The sequence below is a fragment of the Ruegeria sp. CDSA193 genome, assembly GCF_059611885.1.
Genome location: NZ_JBXWPN010000002.1, coordinates 506,569 through 525,046 on the forward strand (window position 1 = coordinate 506,569; position 18,478 = coordinate 525,046).

Below are 18,478 nucleotides of genomic sequence, written 5' to 3' on the forward strand. Positions count from 1 at the left end.
TCTGAAATTGGTTACCGAAAATATTCAACTCAGATTGGTCAATCACTCGGATGATGCCAATAATTCATCGATCGTTATTTTCCAGCAAAACGTGGCCGAAGATTTCGGCGAACTCGCTATCGCGTGGAAAGTCATCAAAAACCTGGGGCGTCTGGATTATCACCCCTTCAAATACCCGCTGAAGTTTCAGGTTTCGGCCTCGGACAGCTATGGGAACTATACGCCGCAGATGACGGCCTATGACGGTCAGGCCTATGAAATGGTCAAAGACACCAGCGGGGATATCTTGCGCCTGGCCAAAACCCCGGCAACGTCGCCGAATGAGGTCGAGCTGCGCAACAATCTGACCATGGGATCGATCAACGCGAATATCTATCGCGAAGGCAAACTTCTGGCCGCCAAGACCAACCTTGCGCCGGGGCAGAAGGGCGTCTTTCAGTTCCACCCGACCATCTATATCGGCGTGGTGTCGCAGATCGAAGAGGGCCAGGTCATGGACTCGGCGATCATCAGTCAGATCAACACCGAGATCAATCTGTTCGGCATCCAAAGCGCTGATATCGTGATGTCGGGCGGCGGGCCTGGCAAAAACTCAACCCCCTTCGATTTCCAGCTGGCAAACATCAATGCGTAAACGCGCCCTGCGGCGAGTCACGCGCCGCAGGATGCACACCGCTTGACGGAGCTATGGAAAGAGGAGGTGTGTCATGACCAAAACTGCCGACACAACAATCGCCCTAAAACGCAAACGGTCTGAGGGCGACGAAGACAGCGATCAGAAGGCTGCCGCTGATACCCCGACGCCGGTAAAGCCCGCGAATCCCAAAAAGCCGGATTCGAAACCCAAGGATGACGCGGACAAGAAAGACAGTTTGAAGCCCATCAAACAGGTTTGGCAATCTGGCGATTTCCATAAGACCGGGCGCAACAAGCCCCCCTATAACGGGCTTCAGATTTCGGTCCAGTACAAGGTGGACGATGCCGGGAAATTTGAGGACGTGGCCGTCACCTTCACTGACTACACATATTCTAAGGACGGGGTTTCATCCAAAATTCAGGCTCTTGCGGTCAGTGATGGCTGGGTTGAAGTTCCCAAACCGGCCAAACCCAAGTCCAGCAGTGATAACAAGGCGTCAACGTCCAAGGGCGATAAGGGCAAAACAGATTTCACAGTGGTCGGCCACGTCAAAATCAGTGGCGAGCCGGACGGAAAGTTCTTGAGGTTGCGTCTGAAATCCGGCCTGGAGCCGGGGTTTCAACAGCTTGGTTTTATCATGAGGCTGTCGCCGCCGCCGTCGAGTTCATAACACAGATTCGTCAGGGTGGCGCGATGACAACCCAACTCGTATTTGAGAACCGATCATTAAACCCCAATGTGCGCAGGGTTGGCCTGTTCTGGGACTGTTTGGATCACGACCAGCACATTAGGCCGTTAACCTGGCAGGTTGTTCTGCAATGCCCGTATCGCTGGTACCGAAGCTTTCAGATTGACCTGGCCCTGTCGGTCAGGTTCGTCACTCGCGAGGGCAATATCTCGCCCGATGTTCTGGTGGATCGCAAAGTTGTCTGTGGCGAGGCAACGATCGAACCCCGGCGCAAAGGCGACGGGATTGACCTGACCATCACGGTTCCAAAAGGGCATCGGTTGCACAAGGTGCAGGTCGTGCGCTGCGGCTTTCCCCTGACCGAAACCCGCCTGCCTTTGCAGGGAGAATGCGTGCTCCGGGCTCCGGACCGGCTGAACTTTGCGGCCGATATGACAACGCGGCAGGGTTTTCGGATCGACCGCCGGGAAATAGGTCCGGGTGTGGCCAGTTTTGATCTGCACCAGGTCCAGGCAATGCGCGTCGCCATGTATGGCGGCACGCCGGGTCCGAATTCCGATCCGATCAATTTTGTTGGTTACGACATTCAATATTCATGACGCCCAAAGCGGGCGAAACTTTGGAGGAGTGAATTGATGGTTTACAGACGTACATCCGGAATTCTGACCGACGGCGGTGCCGATCCCAAGCGTGAGGCGGACTATATTGTTGCCGCCGCCATCGTAGGTCATTCGATCGAACAGATCCGCGCCAATGTCGATGTGCAGTTTTCAATGGAACCTTCTGACGAGATGCCCAGGCCCGACAAATGGTCCCGCGAATGGGATCAGCTTCAGCAAGCCGCCCAGAAAATCGGACAGCTGGCCGCTTTGGAAATCGACATGCAGGGCCATTCGGTCAGGGCAGGGACGGCCGTCGATCATAAAACCGGCGCTGTGATCGTTGGGGTTTATGGTTTGGCCGGGCATGAGCCTCCGACCGAGGGCGATATCCGCCACCCCGAACACCACCTCAGTGACAAGGGGCAGGTGCTATATGATGAGATCAAGCAAAGGGATCGCGACCCCGCTTATCAGTATATCGGGCTGGGGGCCTATACCGGGTTTGTCGATAACGGAAATGTCGAAGGCGACACCGATCCGGTCGGTCCGATGCCAAGCGCGCGGTTCCATATCCCTGATCTGGATGCGGGCGATCATGACGACAATATTTTCGAGGGATGGTACCCTCGGTGGTTGCCGCCCGAGGATTCTGCCCTGTGGAACCCGCGCGTTCGTCGCGATACCCATGACCATGACTGCGTTGGTTGGGGCATCATTGGGGGCGATCTGGCGCAGGATGCTCCGAAGGAAGAGGAACCCGATCACGGGGCGACAAACCGGTCGGACCAGATCACCAATATTATGCGCTTTGATCAGGGTATGAATTTCGTCGATGAAAGCGGGGACGAAGGCGTTAAGGGCTATACCCACGGTATGATCCAGGCGATCTACAAGGCCTATCATCTGGGCCCGCATTGCACGCCTTATGAAATTACGGTTGGTGACTGTACCACCAAGCTGGCCTCGTGTTTTGGCTGTACGATGTTCATGACCGCCAATGGCTATCCGCCCACGTCGACCCATCTGGGGCGCGCCGAAAGCTGGGTGCCACTTTACGAGCCGTACAAGCCGTCGACCTCACCTAAAACCGAGCGGATCGTGATCAACGACCTGAACGCCAGCTTTGCTGCCTATTGCGACAAGGTTCTGCGTACTGGGATGCGCGCGCTGAGCGTCGACAATATCGCGGGTGTCTATGACCACTGCCCGGCTGCGCTGGAGCATGTACTGGGCGGGCATTATTCTGCGGATAACCGGGTTGCGGTCTCTCTGTTTCTGGATGCCCTGACTGTTCATGACCGCGAGCTGAGCCGCGTCCGTCGCGTATTGGGTTTGGACTAAGTCACCAACAGCCCGAATTAACATATCGGAGGAGAAGACACATGGCCTTTCAGGTTTATGCACTCGTACATACCCGCTCTGGTCGGTTTCTGATGTTTCGTCGACCTATCTTGACCTTTTTCCAGCGCGGAAATGGGGGGCAAATTTTCCCCGAAGGTCAGAAACTGCAGGGCGGCGGGCGCTATGCTCTGCCATACGCTCAGGTTGATCCTGAAATCGCGATTGAGCTTTGGGAGGATGATAATTTCATTGCCGAAGCCGGCCAGCAAATTCTGATTGATTGTTGCGGTGCGCTGATCGAGTTCCTTCCCCCAGAAGCGGCAGACAAGGGGCCTGTGTCAATCGAGGGCGAGCATGAGATATTGCTCGCCCCGGCGACCGAAGTCGTGACCCGTTTCGATGAAGATGGCACGCGATCCGCAGTTTATTTCGCCGAAGTGTCCGACGCGGATCTGGACCGCATTCGCGACTATATGGTTGAGGTGTTGGCCGAGGCTCGTGCGGCGATGTTGGCCGTGATTCAGGACAACCTGTATGAATACACCGAGATCGAGGCATTCTTTCCGCACGCGCCTTTTGACAATATCCATACCGGTGTTGATGTCTGGCAACTGGATATCGAGCGTCTGGAAATCAGTGGCCTGAAATCCAGCAAGCTGACCAAGGGTTCACTGCAGGCGATCAGCGAGCTTGAGGTCGTGTTGGCGGTGGAAGACGCTTAACGGGCATGACCAGCCAGGACCCCAAACTCATTTGGATGGATGCGCCGTTCGAGGATCTGCGTAACCAGTTGGTGGCCAATTTCGAAACCCATCCGCATGGTGCCGATCCCCCGGAATTCGTGACCGTCCAGTTCTTTTTCACCAAGACACCGGGCAAGGCCGTGCGCGGCCCTGTTCTGAGGTACAAGGAAAGAACGCCGCTGAATGTGCTGTTCGAAACCGGTGAGCGGTTGACCGGTACCCTGACTTGGCAAAGCGGGTTGAGTACGCCGTTGTCCCAGCAGGTCCTTGGGGCTTTGGCTCTGCAAGAACCCGAGACCGGTCGTGTCTGGCGCTTTCAGGGTTTCATGTCTGAATTCGGCAAGCCAAGCCATATTCCATCGCCCGATTCCGGAGCAGGGGGCGGGGCCGATGATGGTGGGAACTCTGGCAACGGGCAAAACGGTTCCGGTGGACATGACGGGCATGACCCAGATCAGCCAAGCCACACTCACGGCGGTGATGGTGATAATCCATTTAGCGATGACCCGGATTCTGACGGGCTGAGCACGGTCACTCAGGGCGCTAACCTGCGCTGGGATGAGCTGTTCCCCTTCATCTATATGAAACATTGGCCGTCGATAGCGCCGGGCGCGCTGGATGCGGGTTTCATGGAGGTTCCGCAAAAGATCCTGGCGAACAGCGTGTTCCTGCAAAGCCTTGTTTCAAAATCCGGGGACAGGTCAGGGCAGGAGGCTTTGGCGGTTACTTACGTGGATCCAAGCTCGAACACCGACAAAACACCAGGTGGGGATAGTTCGCCTCATCCGGCATCGGATGCGGGGCAATCCGGCAAGGCTCAGTCTGCGGCTGAACCGAACAAACCCAAAGGGTTCATCTCCTCGATTGAAACGCTTGGCCCGCCATTCAGTTCTTACCCTGAACTGTGGCCGGCTCTGCGAGAGCTGCCGGAATTTTCTCTGGCCCAGATCACAGATCTGATCAAGGCCCGTCTGGGCGGATGGGCCGCATTCAAGGTTCTGGCAAATGCACCGGATGCGCAAAAGGAACTGGCCCGCATCTGGGAAAGCATTATTGCGCTGAACCTTCTGGCTGGCTGGCAAAAAGACGAACTTGCAGTTCTGATTCAGGTGTTGACTACCCATCACGTTCTGACCCGTGCACTGGCTGCAACCGAAGGAGGGCAGGCCAGTTTGATGACCGATCCGGTCACCGGGCAACAGATCAAAGCTTGGATGCATGCGACGCTTGTTTTGCCTGGCTCCATATTCGAGCCGAAAAAGCCTGCGCCGGTTGCGGCAAAGGATACAGATCATCAGATCCCTTTGAAACTGACAAAGCCCGGCTGGGTGCGCGCCTATTCATACGGGCTTGCCCGTTCGATCCGGTATCAGCCGCTTGGGTATGAATTGGGCGACGTGCAGCGTATCGAAAATGTCCTGCGCGGTGAAATGCGCGAGACGCGAAACCGGAGGTTGCAGCGCCGCGAAAGCCATGAGGCACATTCCGATGTGACCACCAAAATTGCCCGGCGGGACGAGGATACCTCGGTTTCGGACCTGATCAATCAGGTGCAAAAGACGTTGGCCGACCATGTCTCGACCACGCATGTCAACTCTTACGACACCCAGTACGGAATGCCGACAGATGGCAATAAGATGAGTGTTACTGGGAATTGGTGGGTGCAAGAGCAGCCAGCCGGAGGCTTCGCGAAAAACGACCTGAAATTTGCTCGCGACATCGTCGAGAAAACGGTGCGAAACCTGTCACGCGAAATGCGCCATACGCGCGAGCTATCCGAAGTTGAAGAAACCGAATACTCGGATGTGACGCGCTTTGACAATCGGCGGAACGGCACGGATATCCGCGGCATTTATCGCTGGGTGAACAGAAGCTTTCGCTTGCGCACGAAAAGTCTGGGCGAGGTTTTGATTTTTGAGATCATGGTCCCCAGCCCGGGTGAGAATCTTGTCCGGCATATTCGCCGGTCCTGGCAGCTTGATCTGCGCCCACCGAAGTCTCCAGGTGAGTTTGGGATAAGCGGGTTTCAGGATTTGACCGACGAGGCTGGCAAGACAGACGATGGCAAGATCTTTTATCTCGATGCGTTTCAGGAATTTGGCGTGGAAGAGACCCGAATGGCCCCGCCATCCCAGCTTGTGGTCAGCCAAACGGTGCAAAGCCACACGCCAGTGGCCGAAGGCGCCCTGCTGATCCCCGGCGGCTTTGATCCGATCAGTGCAACAGCCTCGGTGATGAGTGTCGGAACCCCCGCAGAAACCCATGTCATCGTGGGGTCGGTCGCCCTGCAACCTCAGCAAGCGGGGGGCAAAACCGCTCCTTCTGGTGCAAATGGCCATGCGGACAAGTCACCGCAGCCACTGCGCCTGCCTGTCAGCCAAGCCTCGGGCGCGCAGGTGCTGAGCGCCCAGCTGGATAAAGGGTTCGGAACCGGAACCTCTCCGGCGGATGAAGGCCATCCGCTTGGGTTCACCATTCTGTGCAGCCTCAAGCAAACCGCAGCCACACAATCGTCCGAGCCCAACTCTCCGCCGGATATGCCGGTTCCCGATCCTGCACCAATGCATCTGCAATCCGAATTGACCGGTTTCTTTGCGGCAACTCTTGAAGTGACGTGCCAACGGTCGGTGCAGACTTATTCCGATTGGCAATTCGAAACCTATAGGCTGATCAAGGAAGCGTATGCGCGGCAGCTAGAGGGATACCGTCGCAAACTGGAACAACAGGTGGCTGCGATTGAGGCTCAGAACCCTGCGTTCCTGAACAAGGCGGTGACGACGGAAATCCTGTCCGCGGCTCAGGAGCAAATCTTGACCCTCAGCGGGTCCGAGAAAGATGCCGTGGCCCCGGATTATGCCAAGCCGCGTATCCGGCACTATCTGCAACAAACGGTCGGGTGGTCCGACATCGCCACATTCATGGATATCGAGGACGAAGTCAGCGATCTGACAGGCGACCCCGCGGATCTTGCCCTGCGTGAGACCGTACCCGACCTGCGGTTCCGGGATTTTCTGCGCGCTGACCGTGTGCGCATTCTGGCACCGGTCGACAGAAAGCACGCGCGCAGTTTCCTGTATTTCCTGCGCACCGGTCGGATCTGGCCGGATGCAGACCATCTTGCCCCTTGCTTGCCCGAAGACGCCGAGATTGTGGCCCGGATAAAATCGGAACATACACAAGACGATGAAGGCAATGCGCAATCCTGGACGGTTCAGGTGCCCACGCATATGTGCATGCTGAGTGCGGATAGTGATCTGCCAGGTCAGGCGGATTCAGAATGAGACCGCCAGGCTTTCCGACCCCGCCCCGACCAAATGCTCCTGGCGGACCGCTTGAGCCGCAACAAGGCTGGGGTCCGTCTCCGGGCCGGGTATTGGGGATGCCGGTTGGCGCGGTGATCGCTTTTTCCGGGGAGCTTCTGGGACAATCCAAAAAGCTGGCGGGCGGGACCACTGATCTGCAACATTATGGCTGGAAGGTTTGCGACGGGTCACCTCTGTTGGTTTCCGCTTATCCGGAATTGTTTGCCGCCATCGGATATCTGTTTGGTAAAGGCAAGGACGGAGAGTTTCGACTGCCTGATTACCAGGGCTATTTTCTGCGCGGCGTCGACCCCGGCGGGAAAGTCGATAAGGATCAGGACCAGAGGTACCGAACCGACAAAAAGAACCAGAAATATGACGGGGTAGGGTCGCTGCAACTGTCTGCGCTCCAGCAACACCAACATGTGCTGGAACAAAGCGACAGCACGGTTTCAAACGGAGTGTTAGGCCCGGAACCGGTTATCGCCCCCACACCCCAATCCAATTCGGGCAACGTCGTCAAAGGGTCGGCCCTGACCAGCGAGACCGAGACCCGCGCAATCAACATCTCGGTCTATTGGCTGATCAAATGTCGGTTGGATGCGGTGTTATGACAGATAGAAAAGGCCGACCTGATGGCATGTAGGCTGGGAAAGATTGTAAGGTCGTTTCGCAAACCATCAGGACAGATTCCCAAGGCGGCGCCAGATAAGGCGCATGCAAAAGGAATAGATGTCAGTGATCATCAGCGGGATATCAACTGGCCGCAAGTCGCAGCCTCGGGTGTTTCTTTTGCGCTGATAAAGGCGACCGAAAGCGTCAGCATTAAGGATGCGTATTTTCAGCCAAATGTACTGGGCGCGAATGAGGTGGGTATCCTGTGCGGGGCCTACCACCTGCTTCACATCAGCCACCCGGCCAAGCCACAGGTCACGAATTTTGTCGATGCAGTGCAGGCGGTTCTTTCGAAAGGCCCGGTTGGAAAATCCGGCCTTTTGCACTTGCCGTTTACGCTCGATCTCGAAGGTGTCCCATCGGGGCAGGGGGCGGCCTATCGAAGCCTCGCGCTGGACTGGCTGACCAGTGTCCGGATGGCTTTTGGTACCACGCCGATGGTCTATGCCAATTTGAACACCTGGGAGACCGAGCTGACCTCGAGCTTTGAAAGCTATCCGGTCTGGCTGGCGGAATACGCAGCCAAACCCGCACCGAACGCGCCGCAATGGGCGTTTTGGCAGCATTCAAAGCATGGGCGCGTGTCAGGTATCGCACCTGAGGTCGATCTGGACGTGTTTCGCGGATCGGTTGAACAACTGAAGGCGCAGTACGGGGTGCAAAGTCGAAACTTATAATTGTCACAGTTCGATTCACCAAAATGTTCAGTTGCTAACTTGGGCAAACCCAAAAAACCGTAGTGCAACTCTGCAAAGGATTTGTGTGATCCCGGTTGGTTAGGATTGTTTTTGACCTGTCGTATGCGTCGAACAAAATGGCCCATCTACCTTATGAATCACCAGTTCTGGCTCGGTTTGGGTGACGTGGCGTAAGTCCCGAAATCAACACAATTTGATCTTGGGCGTTCCACATTGCCACCCGAAAGAAGAGGTCACGTTCGAATGTGGTGGGTTAAATGTGAACAGGGGTAAGGTTAACTGCAATGAGAATGAATCGACGAGTCTTCGTTAACTGCGCATCAGTCGCGACAGTTGCGACATTATTGCCAGTGGGGGGAAATGCACTGGCAATGGCCGCAGGTCAGGTAGCACACCGTATACTGGCCGCGGATAAGCTGAGTTTCCTCACAGAGAAGGTCGCCAAAGCCGTTGTGCTTTTGAGCCTCGGTGCTGAGGTGGAAAAAGATCTTGTAGAGCTGCAACATGCTCATGATGAGTTCGACAACATCCTTTTGGGGTTCCGCGAAGGCAAAGGGTCTTCCGGTGTGGATCGCGAAAGGTTTGTGTCCGTCAACAATGCTCTGAAAGAGGTAGAGACGCTTTGGGCGCCCTATCGCACAGCGGTTGAAGAAATCATCGCGGCCGGGTCTGTCGATGACGAACATCTTCATATGATTGTCGACAATGACGAGGTTCTGGAAAAGGCCTGTCACCATGTTGTTCGCAAGCTGGAAGAAGCTTACGGGGACGTGGACATTGATCTGGCGCTTGCGATTGCGCTGGACTTTGCGGGTCGCCAACGAATGCTGACGCAGAAAATCTGCAAAGAGATCGCTCTGGCTGCCACAGGCAAAGACACCGTTGAGCACCACGAGAAGTTCAAAAAGAACGCCAAGAAGTTTGGCAAGATCGTGGATGTGCTGATCGAAGGTGGTAGCAGTTCGATAACAATCGCCAAACCGCCAAGCAAAGCTGCGCGTGAAGCATTGACCGAAGTGCAGACGCATTGGGTCAAGTTGCAGCCCGTCGTCGAACAGCTGGACGGTGTTGATGTTCCGAATGTCGCAGATGTAACCTATTTCTGCGCCGAGATGGACGTTCTTGAAATCGAAGCCGAAAGGGCCGCGCTTCTGTACGAAGAGGCAATCAAGCTCGATTCCTGATCACCATCAGGGGCTTGGGTAACGCCTGGGCCTGAGTTCGGGGATATTTGCAATCCATGGCATTGCAATCACCGAGAAACTGTAAATCGCGCGATTTGGCTCATTCACCTCTGCAACGCATATCCACAAACCGCAGTGCAGCCACATTCGCGTCTTTTGATGCACAAAAACATGCATCAAAAAAACACCAAATGAGTGCTAACTCGAGGAGTTAAGATGTTAAATTCGACATTCCAGCGGCTGTTCGCCGCCTCTGTAATCACAGGTTGTATCACCACAGGCTCACTCGCGCAAGAGGTGCGTCTGGTCGGGAAAGACAGCAATATCGATGTTATTGGCAATCTTTTGTCGTCGAAAGACGGGAAATATCTGGTCGAAACCGATATTGGCGAGTTTGTGATCAACCAGGATCTTGTGACCTGTGAGGGCGAAGCCTGTCCGACCGAACAGACATACGTCTATGATCTTGAGATTTCCGCACCGGACGAAATCGCCGAAGTTCTGGTTCCGATTATTGCCGAGGGCTATGCCGCGGTCGCGTTGGAAGCCGAAGCCCAGCTGTATGACGAAAACGGTGAACCGGTTGATACCGAGACTGTCGATGTGGGCGACCACAAGTTTGGCGAAGAACATGACTTTGCCTTGGTGCTGAACGATCTGGAAGGCGACGACGTTGCCACGTTCGGCATTCATACGGCGAATGGTGCGCGCTTGTTCGAGCGGATGGCCAAGAAAGACGCGTCGATCATCTTCTCGGAAACACCGGCCGGTAAAGCGGATCGTTCAATCGTATCCGAAGGCGGTGGTGGAAATCTGCGCGATTTCGATCAGGAACGCGTCATTGCCGTGGACGGATTTGCGATGATCGTGAACCCTTTGAACCAGATCCCTGATCTGAGCGTTAAGCAGGCGCGCGATATCATGTCCGGCGACATTACAAACTGGTCCGAGGTTGGCGGGTCCGATGCACCCATTCACGTGTATTCCTTCGACCCTGACACCGAGGCTTATCACCACATTGAAAAGCTTCTGTTCAAAAAGTCGGACAAATCTCTGACAACTGAATCCAGTATCGTCCATGACAGAACCGAATTGACGACCGCGATCATGGAAGATGTCGCTGGCTTTGGTATCGTGAACTATGCGGCCAAGCGCTCGGCGCGCGCTGTTCCGCTGCGCACAACCTGCGGGATCATTCAGGACCCGAGCACCTTTAACCTCAAGACCGAAGAATACTATCTGCAGGAACGGGTTGTGGTCTACAACCGCGCGGATATCGACGGCTATGCGCGTGAATTGGTTGATTTTCTGGACACTGACGGGCTGGATGGACTGGTTGCAAAGGCTGGATATATCGACCTGTCGATCACAGCGGACAGTCAGGAGCGAGCTTCTGAACGGCTGGCGGCCGAGCTTGAAGAAGGTGAAAATGAATACGAGGCCGAACTGGTCGAGAGCCTTCTGAAAAACATGAATACCCATGATCGTCTTTCGACAACGTTCCGTTTTGCGCCCGGCTCTAAGCGTTTTGACAACAAGGCCGAGCGGGATTTGGCACGGATGATCAAATACCTGGGTGAGAGCAAACCAACCGAGGTCGTTATAGTTGGGTTTACAGATAACAAAGGCCCCTTTGACTCGAACCTGCTGATTTCGCAGGAGCGCGCCGAAGCCGCATTGGATCATCTGATCGAAGTGGCAACGGGTGGCGAGCTTGAAGGCATAACGCTGAAGGCATCCGGATACGGCGAGCTGGAACCCGTGGCCTGCAATGACAGCCCGCGTGGCCGCGCAATCAACCGCCGTGTTGAAGTGTGGATCAAAGAATAATCACATGATTGGAAGCCGCGGCCATTGTGCTGCGGCTTCCGCGTCACGCGTTAAAATTTATCCGGGGTTTTAGACGAGTATGATGAGTTTGTCCAAATACGCAGCTGCAGCAGGCTTTGTGGTCATTGCTTCTTTGGGGCATGCGCAGGATGTCACGCTGACCGCGAAAAACGGGTCCAGGTCGGTGACAGGTGAGCTGGTAGATATCCAGCCAGGGAAATTCATTGTCCGTTCCAATGTTGGTGTGCTTTCTCTGAACGCGTCTGAATTTCTTTGTCAGGGTTCAGGCTGCCCGAAAAGTTTGCCTTCGGATACCGACATGGTGGTTTCTGGCGCAGGAGGTCTGGCGGATATCCTCCTTCCTCTTGTCGTAGATGGGTTTGCCTCCGAGCGGGAACTGTTCTCGGACACCTTTGATCTGCAGGGTGTACCATTGGGAGAGCAGCACGGATTTGACACAGATGCCGGCAAGGTTTCGACGATCGAAGGACGAAAGGCCTTTGATATCCTGATCACCGATGACTCGGCTGAACCAGTTCACAATATCCTTGTCAAAGAAGCGACCGGGCAGGACTTGTTCGAGTCTCTCATTGCCGGTCAGAGCGATTTGATTATCAGCGAGGAGCCGGTTTCAGCTGAAATGTATCGAAAGGCCAGGAAGAGTGGTCTTGGCGATCTTACAGCTTTGCAGCAAGAGCATGTGCTGGCGGTTGATGGCTATACGGCTTCGGTCAATCCTGCAAATGGCACGAAGGCTCTGACGGTTGATCAGATTTCGCAGATATTGTCCGGTGAAATTACCAACTGGAAACAGCTCGGCGGGCCAGATCAAAATATCAACGTCTACTCGCTGCCCAAATCCTCTGGGGCGTTTCACCGAATTGAGGGTTTGATCCTGTCTCCATTTGGGCGTGAGTTGTCCCCCGGTGCCGAAATCGTAAATTCTGATCGCGCACTTTCCCGTGCAATCGAATCCGACCGGTATGGCTTTGGTGTCATGCGGTATTCTACGATCCGCGATGCGAGGGCGGTGCCTCTGCTCAGCGAATGTGGCATTGTCCATCTGCCAAACCAGTTTTCGATGAAAACCGAAGAATATGGGCTACAAAATCGGGTGACCGCCTATAATGGTCGCGATTCCGGAAGCTTTACCACAGCCTTGGTGTCCTTTTTGGATAGTCCTGAAATTGACGGGCTGGTTTCAAAGTCCGGGGTCACAAGCTTGTCTGTTGTCGAACAGGAAGAGGACGCAAAGTTCGAACAGCTGAAGGCGAGCATCGAAGCCATGGCGGTTTCGGCAAATTCGGCTGAGATACGGTCCTATGTTGCGGAAAAATTAGCGACCAGGCGCCTTTCAACGACGTTCCGTTTTGCGCCCAGCTCGTCCAGCCTGGACAACAAGGCGAAGCGGGATATCGCCCGAATTGCTGAATATATCCGGGATGTCGAACCCTATAAGATCGTTTTGGCCGGTTTTGCCGATGCCGGCGGCAGCTTTGGCAAAAACCGTCAGCTTTCGTTGGCGCGCGCCAAAAAGGTGCTTCAAGAGCTGAACAAAACCATCGAACCAAATGGCACTTTGGTCGAGGTGCGTGGTTACGGGGAAATGGCCCCGGTCGCGTGCAACACCAACTCGATTGGCCGTGCCAAAAACCGCCGTGTCGAAGTTTGGAGCGAACTAGAACGGCCCGATGCCGAAGTAACCGCATGGGGAGAGTAAAGCATCATCCCCAGGTTCCTGACACCACTTTTGTACAGATTTTGTGAGCAACAATCGGCCGGCACCGGAACCAGCTGACCAAGGTAGGGTAAATATTTCCAATGGTACAACCAGTCCACTCAAACGAACATTTCCCGGACGAACTCGCTCCGGGCACCCGGCTATTGGCCGGCCAATACACGATTATTCGATTTCTCAACAGCGGCGGTTTTGGCATCACCTACTTGGCCAAAGACAGCCTTGAGCGCACGGTCGTGATCAAAGAGTGCTTTCCCGAGGCAATCTGCAGACGGAGTCAAACGGCCGTTCGTCCCCGTTCACAGTCTCATACGTCTTCCTATGAGGCACTTGTCAGGTCGTTCGAAACAGAAGCGCGCAATCAGTCGAAGCTTGTGCATCCGAACATCGCGGGTGTGCACCAGGTGTTCCGGGACAACGAAACCGCCTATATGGCGATCGATTTCATCGAAGGCAAAGACCTTCTGGATACGATCGAAGAGCGCGGCATCCTACCTCCGGAAGAAGTGAAAAACCTGCTGCGCACCACGCTCAAGGCGATTGGATTCATACACAGTAAGGGCATGCTTCACCGGGATATCTCCCCGGATAATATCTTGATCGACAAGGATGGCGAGCCCGTGGTGATCGACTTTGGTGCCGCGCGCGAAAGTGCAGCTAAATCCGACCGGGCCATGTCGATGTTGCGTGTCGTCAAAGAAGGGTATTCACCGCAGGAGTTCTATCTGCAGGGCGGTGAGCAGGATCAATCCAGCGACCTTTATGCTTTGGCTGCTACGTTTTACCATGTCATCAAAGGGTCCGCTCCGCAGGATAGCCAAACCCGTCTTGCTGCCTTGGCCCAGAACGGATCGGATTGTTACGATCCACTAGAAGGCGCCGTAGAAGGTTATCGCCCCGCTTTCCTCAGGGCGATAGACCGCGCTCTCAGCATCCCACCCGAAGACAGATTCAAGTCCGTGCAGGAATGGCAGGACGCGATGGAAGAAAAGATGCCGATCGAAGCAAAGCCCGTTTTGGAATCTGCTGTCGAATTCAACGATACGGTTTCAGTCAACAAGAAGCCATCGCGTGGTCGGTCAGGTCCCATTGCCCTGGTCGCGCTTATCGCCGTCGGACTGGTCGGAGGCGCCGGCTATTATTTCAGTCAGGGTGGAGAATCCGGGCAGGGTGAAACGATGATCGCTGAAACCAATGCGCCAGTAGTCGCCGAACAGGCCAAAGAAACTGTGGTTGCGACGGTGGTCGAGGCCACGCCTGCCGCTGTCGAGCCCGTAGCAGAAGTTGAAACTCCGGCCCCGGCTTCGCCCGGCGTAAATTGGATCAGTTGGACCGGCCCCGCCGTTGATTTGCCTTTCACGACTGTCACAACTGCGCAGCCACAGGGCAGCTTTTCCATGGTCACACTTGTGCGCTCTGATCTTGATCAAGCGGCAACGGAATGGCTGAAATCTGGAACAATCATTTATGTGGTAAATGGCAATCTGGTAGTGGATGACGCCTCAATTATTCGTGCGATCCAGTCCAGTCAGACCGCATCGGATAGCGGTGAAATATCTGTGGACTTGCGGATTAGAACCGACGCCGACAGTCCGGTTACCGAACAGACCTTAAACGTCCAGATCGGACATGTGGTCGAACTGGCCAATGGCACTCAGTTCATTACCGTCAGTCAGGGAAATGGGAAGTGGATCACCAAGGTTCTGCGCGCACCATCATCCGTCGTGCCTGTCCGCGTCGGCGACATTGTTGTGTCCGAAGCCGCTTCGCAAATCGCGGTTGAAGGTGAAAACGACATAGCGCGCGTATTTGAGGAACTGACCAAAAATGGTGTGGAACTTGCGCAGCTGACAATTGCCCGTGATGGAGAATTGCAGGCTGTGGATCTGCCGCTCAATCCCTGATGCCTTCATGACCTGTGGTATAGGGTGGCGCCTGAACAGCCAGTAGCGGTCGCACTGGAGCTTTGATTGTCGCCTTTCATGTTTTGGTCCAGATCATTGAGAAGCCCCAGCACTGCAGGAAAGTACAGAATTTATTTGGAAGGGTTTTCTTCTTTCACTTTCGGAGAGATTTCTTATGCAGATTGGAAATGCTTTAAAACATCTGGCACGGGAACGTGCTGTCGAATTGTTTGACGTTGCGACAGCGATCAACCAGGGCGCACGTGACTATCAGGAAGATGCCATTCTGACCGACATCCCGGCCGGATCCGATTTCGGAATTATTATTCTGTCCGACGGTATGGGGGGGCACGCAGCAGGTGATGTTGCATCGAACCTCATCGTCCATGCGGTGATGAACTGCTGGAGATCCACCGGCCTGAGCTGTGAGTCATCGAATGCTGAGGTCACAGATTTCCTTCATCGCGCGACCCAAGAGGCAAATAGCCAAGTTCACCTTGCCAGCATCAAAGAGCACAAAACCAAAGGCATGGGGGCGACTTTGGTTGCGCTGGTCTGCATCCAAGATCGTGTGTTTTGGCTTTCGATTGGGGACTCGCCGCTCTATCTCTGGCGTGACCAAAAGCTGATGCAGCTGAATGAGGATCACTCGATGGCGCCTCAGATAGATATGATGGCGAAACTGGGAATGCTGGACCCCGAAGCCGCGCGCTGTCATCCCGACCGGAACACGCTTATATCTGTCGTTTATGGCGGGGATATTGCCAAATTGGATTGCCCCGCTGATCCGCTGATACTTTGTGCCGACGATATTCTGATCGTCGCCTCCGATGGCCTTCAATTTCTACGCAATGATGAAATTTTGGATGTTGTCACACAAGATTGCGAAAAGCGCAGCGCTGCTATCGCGCAAAACCTGATGGGGGCTTTGACAAAGTTGAACCATCCTGATCAGGACAATGTGGTGTTTTCGGTGGTGAAGTTCGGCGCGCCGTAAGGCCCAGCAGCTTTGGCGATGAAGATGGGTCTGGGCAATTTTCGGGCGCTAAATCCGTGTTTGCGATGCACTTTGGCTGCCGACTATTCTCGGGACTATTTCATGTCCAGGCCTGAACCGAAACCACAACTCTGCCGCCGGGTTCATCGCTCACCTCAACGCCCAATGCCTCTCCGACGCTCACCAATCCAAGACCGGCTTCTGCTAGTGTGTTTGCGTGCAAAAAACAGTCCCTGCCGTCATTGAAAACATTGACGAACCCATAGTTCTTTTCCTGACTAAACCACTTGACCCTGGCCGGCAGAACCGAGGTCGAGGCTATCTGCCGGGAGGCATTGCCATTCTGCTTCGTCGCTGCGGGGGCGGCTTCTGACTGGATGCGCAGGATTTCGACAATTTGGAACCCCTTTGTCGCTTCGCGTGTCAGTGCCTCTACCGTGCATCCAGTGGCGATTGAGGTCTGGCCGAAATCGTGCAGCGCACTTTGATGCAGCAAAGCATCCTTGCCGGTCACAGAGCAGGTTAAAAAGCCATAGCCTTTTTTAGCCGAAAACCACTTCAATGTTCCTGTGATGTGCCCCAGTGAAACATCACCTAGTCTTGATCCGTCCATAACCGGTTACCATTAAGCGTCACAACCTTCGCCTGCAAACCTGATCAGTAAATGTGGTATTTATTAGTCATGTTTAAAAATATCTGCCTGACGCAAAGTCAAATTTGCAGTTGCTATTCCCGGGCGCCGGGCCGCGTGTGATCTGAGCGACCGGGTCAGAGCAAGCGGTGCAGATATACCGCTCTAATTGGCTCAATCCGATCCCTCGCGGGTTTCAAATGACTCTCTCGCTCCCGGGACACGCAAGGTCATAGAAACCTGTGGCGGTTTCTCTGAAAACCGCTGTGTATAGGTAATTGAGAACGACCCCATTGCTCGGATTACAACGAAAGTCTCGGGCTTCGAGGTGGCGTGAGGGTCTGGATTTCTGAAGGTGTTGTGCAGAACTGGGCGTCACCTCGACGCAAGTAAGCCGATCACCTTCATAGTGGACATCACGGGTCTGAAAATGCGTAGCGGCGACGGTTGGCATGAAGAAAAGCACGGCATCAGGAAAGCCCGCAAAGCCTGGCGCAAGCTGCATATCGGGCTTGATCCGGAAACCGGCGATATCCCCGCAGCGGAGGTGGTCACGGAACATGTGGGCGAGAAACTGCGGCCAGATCTGCTCACCGATGTTGATGCCGATGTGAGCCGGTTTCTGGCGGGTTGTGCCTACGACGGCCATGGAGATCCGAGGACAGTAGCAACCCCTGCATCGAAATTCGCGAAGAAATTGAGCAACAGCAATGAAAACACACCGTAAAAAGCTGAAGACACCGCAAAACGGTTTGGTAGCAAAGCGTTGTGGCTACACGAAGAAGCATCGTAAGCTAAATTTTGTTTAAATATCGAGGAAAGCTGGTGTTTCTCAGTTTCCTGTTTGCAGCCGTACCAAGTTCTTTCACCGAACCGTTACGTGACAACTGATTTTTTCAGTACCAAAAATGTCATCATCCCCAGAGGTGGAAGGGTTCTTTGCTCCTCTACGGCAAGCGCATCCTCTTGCAGAACTGTTTCAATATCGAAATCAGAATGCCAGCCAATCGTATTTGCGACCGGAGCAATCGCGCGTTCCAAGGATGCGAGCAACCCCCGCTTTCGTTGGAAATGGTTGGTAATCACTACTTTTCCACCCGGTTTACAGACCCGCGCTATTTCCGCCATTACCCTTTCCGGTTCCGGTACGACGGATAGCACGTGCATTGCCGCGACCGTATCGAAATAGTTGTCGGGAAAATCAAGCGTGCGGGCATCCATTTGCCTCAGCTCGACAACATGGTCCAGCGATAGATCTTTTGCTTTGTCGCGCGCCTTTTGCAGCATGTCCTCACTGAAATCGATTCCGGTCACTTGCGTTTCGGGCCCGTAATGTTCCAGCGAAAGTCCGGTGCCGACGCCAACCTCCAGAACTTTGCCTGGACGTCTATTGATAAAATCAACCGCCTGCTGCCGCCCGACATTGGTAACTGCCCCAAACGTCTTGTCGTAGATGGGGGCCCAGCGAGCATAGGAAGTTTGAACGGCTTTGATGTCCATATCGAGTC

General features: G+C 54.5%; 16 protein-coding genes. 14 read left to right on the forward strand and 2 right to left on the reverse strand.

The features are described 5' to 3' along the window. Positions 1-7: 7 nt before the first annotated feature. The 13 genes from AC2FLG_RS05305 (at position 8) to AC2FLG_RS05365 (ending at position 16,339) form a co-directional block, all read left to right on the forward strand. Positions 8-634 (forward strand): hypothetical protein, encoded by a 627-nt coding sequence (locus tag AC2FLG_RS05305; RefSeq protein WP_142640307.1) that lies wholly within the window; start codon positions 8-10, stop codon positions 632-634. Positions 635-707: 73 nt separating this feature from the next. Further along, entirely contained in the window at positions 708-1,307 is a 600-nt protein-coding gene (locus AC2FLG_RS05310; protein WP_496705313.1) for a hypothetical protein, read from the forward strand. A 23-nt stretch (positions 1,308-1,330) separates the two neighbouring features. Continuing rightward, the gene (locus AC2FLG_RS05315; RefSeq protein WP_496705314.1) at positions 1,331-1,924 is read left to right on the forward strand and encodes a hypothetical protein; all 594 of its coding nucleotides are present in this window, start codon (positions 1,331-1,333) and stop codon (positions 1,922-1,924) included. Positions 1,925-1,960: 36 nt separating this feature from the next. Further along, positions 1,961-3,268 carry a hypothetical protein gene (locus AC2FLG_RS05320; protein WP_496705316.1) on the forward strand — a complete coding sequence of 436 codons (1,308 nt, stop codon included), beginning with the start codon at positions 1,961-1,963 and terminating at the stop codon, positions 3,266-3,268. 41 nt (positions 3,269-3,309) lie between these two features. Next, on the forward strand, positions 3,310-3,990 hold the full coding sequence (locus AC2FLG_RS05325; RefSeq protein ID WP_496691403.1) for a hypothetical protein: 681 nt from the start codon (positions 3,310-3,312) through the stop codon (positions 3,988-3,990). 5 nt (positions 3,991-3,995) lie between these two features. Beyond that, a complete protein-coding gene (locus tag AC2FLG_RS05330) occupies positions 3,996-7,292 on the forward strand; it encodes a hypothetical protein (protein WP_496705318.1) in 3,297 nt (1,098 codons plus the stop codon). Further along, complete coding sequence (locus AC2FLG_RS05335; protein WP_496705319.1) at positions 7,289-7,927, forward strand: tail fiber protein; 639 nt, start codon at positions 7,289-7,291, stop codon at positions 7,925-7,927. The genes AC2FLG_RS05330 and AC2FLG_RS05335 overlap by 4 nt, the downstream gene beginning before the upstream one ends. 21 nt (positions 7,928-7,948) lie before the next feature. After that, positions 7,949-8,665: a glycoside hydrolase family 25 protein gene (locus tag AC2FLG_RS05340; protein WP_496705321.1), complete on the forward strand. Its 717-nt coding sequence runs from the start codon at positions 7,949-7,951 to the stop codon at positions 8,663-8,665. 371 nt (positions 8,666-9,036) lie between these two features. After that, positions 9,037-9,870, forward strand: a complete 834-nt coding sequence (locus AC2FLG_RS05345; protein WP_496705323.1) for a type IV pili methyl-accepting chemotaxis transducer N-terminal domain-containing protein — start codon at positions 9,037-9,039, stop codon at positions 9,868-9,870. Between the two features lie 216 nt (positions 9,871-10,086). Continuing rightward, positions 10,087-11,700 (forward strand): phosphate ABC transporter substrate-binding/OmpA family protein, encoded by a 1,614-nt coding sequence (locus AC2FLG_RS05350; protein WP_496697221.1) that lies wholly within the window; start codon positions 10,087-10,089, stop codon positions 11,698-11,700. An 82-nt stretch (positions 11,701-11,782) separates the two neighbouring features. Further along, positions 11,783-13,420, forward strand: coding sequence for a phosphate ABC transporter substrate-binding/OmpA family protein (locus AC2FLG_RS05355; RefSeq protein ID WP_496705325.1), 1,638 nt, complete (start codon positions 11,783-11,785; stop codon positions 13,418-13,420). Positions 13,421-13,521: 101 nt separating this feature from the next. After that, positions 13,522-15,342: a serine/threonine protein kinase gene (locus tag AC2FLG_RS05360; RefSeq protein WP_496705327.1), complete on the forward strand. Its 1,821-nt coding sequence runs from the start codon at positions 13,522-13,524 to the stop codon at positions 15,340-15,342. Between the two features lie 175 nt (positions 15,343-15,517). Further along, positions 15,518-16,339 (forward strand): PP2C family protein-serine/threonine phosphatase, encoded by an 822-nt coding sequence (locus tag AC2FLG_RS05365; RefSeq protein WP_496705329.1) that lies wholly within the window; start codon positions 15,518-15,520, stop codon positions 16,337-16,339. Positions 16,340-16,439: 100 nt separating this feature from the next. Here AC2FLG_RS05365 and AC2FLG_RS05370 read toward each other — a convergent pair whose 3' ends face one another. After that, positions 16,440-16,952: a cold shock domain-containing protein gene (locus tag AC2FLG_RS05370; protein ID WP_496705331.1), complete on the reverse strand. Its 513-nt coding sequence runs from the start codon at positions 16,950-16,952 to the stop codon at positions 16,440-16,442. A gap of 448 nt (positions 16,953-17,400) precedes the next feature. Here AC2FLG_RS05370 and AC2FLG_RS05375 point away from each other — a divergent pair, with 448 nt between their 5' ends. Beyond that, the gene (locus tag AC2FLG_RS05375; RefSeq protein WP_496702388.1) at positions 17,401-17,697 is read left to right on the forward strand and encodes a hypothetical protein; all 297 of its coding nucleotides are present in this window, start codon (positions 17,401-17,403) and stop codon (positions 17,695-17,697) included. 149 nt (positions 17,698-17,846) lie between these two features. Here AC2FLG_RS05375 and AC2FLG_RS05380 read toward each other — a convergent pair whose 3' ends face one another. Then, positions 17,847-18,470, reverse strand: coding sequence for a class I SAM-dependent methyltransferase (locus tag AC2FLG_RS05380; RefSeq protein WP_496702492.1), 624 nt, complete (start codon positions 18,468-18,470; stop codon positions 17,847-17,849). Positions 18,471-18,478 lie beyond the last annotated feature (8 nt).